Below are 2746 nucleotides of genomic sequence, written 5' to 3'. Positions count from 1 at the left end.
AAGAACATTTCATGAATTATGCTCCCATGTTTGAAATTGATAATGAAGTGGAATTTGTTGTGAATGAGTCTAAAAGACTTTCCGAGAAATATCTGGGAGTGCAAGTTGTTCCACTTCTATACACAATTGAAGATAATATGTTGAGTATAATTTTGGAGTAGAATGACGAGAATCACAGGGCTGCCATTTGACAATGCAAGCGGATAAAAAGCTCTTAGAACATGGACCTTGATTCATTAGCGATAGATTATGAGCGTCACCAAATTAACCCTCGTCTTTGACTGGGTAACGAAAGCTAAGCGCAATAGGGCTCTTTACCGAAAAGAGATTGAATCCTGGAGTGGACCTGAGCGTTATGTACCGCTAAATGCTCGGATGCTGATTAAAGAGGTATTTCCCCGACTAAAGGCCCAAGGCTCTGGACCAGTGTCTGTTTCCATTCCTAATATCTACATTAAAATGCCCTACCAAACCACTGGGAAACGAGGAAAAACCGTTACAAAACAGCGTTACACTCCCACCGCTGCTGTCGTTGCTATGAACCTTAAAGAAGATGAGATAGAGCAAGAAGTCCTGATTGACGCAGAAAACAAAGAGGACCAAGCTGCAACCTATCGAGGAGCCTATTTGATCATTCTTTGATGCTCCGCAAGAAGCCCTAAAGGTTTAATGATTTAAGATTGCTAAGGAGAATGTGCGGGAAAATTGCAGATGGCTTCGAAGATATCGAAGAAGCTTGTGTACGTCTACTCCAATGTGGCACTTGTCCAGTTACCCAATGATTTTGATATTGAAAATCCGCCTGAAACACAACCGATATACCTAGGGGAAATCGAGTATCGGTACCCCGAAAATATAAGAAATGTTAAAGAGTTCGGAAATAATTCTGGTGGAGAATTTCTTAGCAATAATAGGTATCTTGAAATAGGCATGAAACAATATTCCAATTCAAATCAATATGCAATTTTTAACAAATTGGAGTAGGTTTCATTATGATATATTGGGTTTTATTTGGAATATGGACAACAGTAAAAGCTTATCATTTAAGACGTTCGAATGTAGCATGGGTTGCATTATTCTTTGTTCTTAATGTGGCGGGATATTTACTTCACAAAATTTATTACTGGTTCAAAGTAGAGAGAGTGGCATAAGAACGAGGGGGAGGAGTCTATATCGCCGGACTAGATTTTTAGCAACTGCTATCTGCTTCTCAGTTTTAGGCTATGGATTACGTTATCTTACTCTTTCAAGTATAATAGAATTAAAAATGAAAAACAGTAACTCGGAAATCGGAAAAATTGGACAGAAACACTAACCGAGGCATCGAGGAGATGTATGATGACATAGGTTTTAGTTTGTAATTTGGTAAAAAAATGCACCTTGATTTTGGGCTGCAATTTCAGGGGTTATCTCTTCAATCGGAATTTCTATTTTCTTGCCGTTCTCATCCTGGTAAATAATCTTTGTAAAATTCTTTTCATTAGAATCTACAAGAACCTCTGGCAGCGTTGTGAAAATACCAGGCTGATAAATTCTCCCTTCTTTCTGTGCCTTCTCCTGTCTAAATACTTCACTATTCTTATAATCTTCGGCAATTGTATAAGGCAAGTTCAAAGCATATAACTTCCCACTTGTTCCAACTAAGCCGACAATATTTCCCGAAGGCAAAAATGCTTTATCCGCTCCATTGTTGTGTTAAAGAAAGTCAAGTACACACTCGCTACCTTTTTAGTGGAATCCATTCCTGATTTAAAAATCACCTTTGTTATGGCTAAATTCCAGTCCTTGCCTGGTACGTTTGTTGGTTTTATTGATACGTTTGCATACTCCTGGTTCGACGGAAGAACTATTGAGTCTAGAACTCAGAGCCACAAATATTCCTAAAATCATCCAAGGAATTGCAACCAATAACCCGATAACAGCATATTTAATTGATTTATTCCAGGCGTAACCACGTAACCGTATTACGAATATGCCGTTCAGCCCACTCATAAGCATCCACATTATGGATGTGTACTGAGCAAAAAACCCCCTATTGGGGTATACGAGTTTCCAATCTTTCAAGAAAATGAATGAAAGCATGAATATTGTTGTTATTAACGTCAATAACCCGTGGCACATGAAAGTTTCGTTAATATCATTTTTTCATTGGTATATATCCTCTTTGGAGTTTTGTTATGGTTTTTTTCTGATAAATTATCTGCGATTATGGTTACAGAGGGAAACCATTCTAAGGAGGGTGCTGGTATAGAGGTAACTGATATACAGAGAGTAGCGTTTTCGGTTCTCGGGCTTTACTTTATCGGAAGTTCATTGCCGAGGCTAGTATCCACATTAACGAGCTCCATGCGTGGACTACCTAATTCTTTTACAGGATTTATACTACTTGGATCAATAGGGATAATAACCGAATTTATCATAGGATTAGGCATCTTTCTTGGTTCACAGGGTTTGGTCAATTTCTTAAATAACATGAGAACTGCGGGATTAAAAAAGGATGATAGTAATGAAGGAAACGAAGATATCTAATTATCTTTGGGAGGAAGTAAATACCATAATTATAGGACCAACACTCAACTTAGTAAGACCAAAGATTCAGCATTAAACATGGTTATCTCCATGCTCTCAGCTCATGTATCTGATCTAGCTATTGGTTATGCAGATAGTCGTTCGCAACTTACTGCAAACACTGCAATGTACGAAGGATCATTGTATTGCATCATTCTTATTTTACGTCATAATATCC

6 protein-coding genes are annotated in these 2746 nt (G+C 37.9%); 5 read left to right on the top strand and 1 reads right to left on the bottom strand.

What is annotated here, in order from left to right:
* Nucleotides 1–249: 249 nt before the first annotated feature.
* Complete coding sequence (locus UF75_RS25285) at nt 250–642, top strand: hypothetical protein (RefSeq protein WP_045577282.1); 393 nt, start codon at nt 250–252, stop codon at nt 640–642.
* Between the two features lie 69 nt (nt 643–711).
* The gene (locus UF75_RS25280) at nt 712–984 is read left to right on the top strand and encodes a hypothetical protein (protein WP_156146624.1); all 273 of its coding nucleotides are present in this window, start codon (nt 712–714) and stop codon (nt 982–984) included.
* Between the two features lie 366 nt (nt 985–1350).
* Here the strand turns inward: UF75_RS25280 and UF75_RS25275 are convergent, their stop codons facing one another.
* Nucleotides 1351–1614: a hypothetical protein gene (locus UF75_RS25275; RefSeq protein ID WP_156146623.1), complete on the bottom strand. Its 264-nt coding sequence runs from the start codon at nt 1612–1614 to the stop codon at nt 1351–1353.
* A 78-nt stretch (nt 1615–1692) separates the two neighbouring features.
* Between UF75_RS25275 and UF75_RS28795 the strand changes: the two genes are divergently transcribed.
* The 3 genes from UF75_RS28795 to UF75_RS29705 all read left to right on the top strand — a co-directional run.
* On the top strand, nt 1693–1884 hold the full coding sequence (locus UF75_RS28795; protein WP_156146622.1) for a hypothetical protein: 192 nt from the start codon (nt 1693–1695) through the stop codon (nt 1882–1884).
* Between the two features lie 228 nt (nt 1885–2112).
* Nucleotides 2113–2529 carry a hypothetical protein gene (locus UF75_RS25265; RefSeq protein WP_156146621.1) on the top strand — a complete coding sequence of 139 codons (417 nt, stop codon included), beginning with the start codon at nt 2113–2115 and terminating at the stop codon, nt 2527–2529.
* A 6-nt stretch (nt 2530–2535) separates the two neighbouring features.
* Nucleotides 2536–2746 (top strand): hypothetical protein (locus UF75_RS29705; protein WP_207642508.1); only part of this gene is annotated, 211 nt, incomplete at its 3' end.

It is taken from the genome of Desulfosporosinus sp. I2 (assembly GCF_000960765.1).
Taxonomy (GTDB): Bacteria; Bacillota; Desulfitobacteriia; order Desulfitobacteriales; family Desulfitobacteriaceae; genus Desulfosporosinus.
The sequence above is the reverse complement of the archived record's forward strand: the minus strand, read 5'-3'. Positions and strand labels throughout refer to the sequence as shown.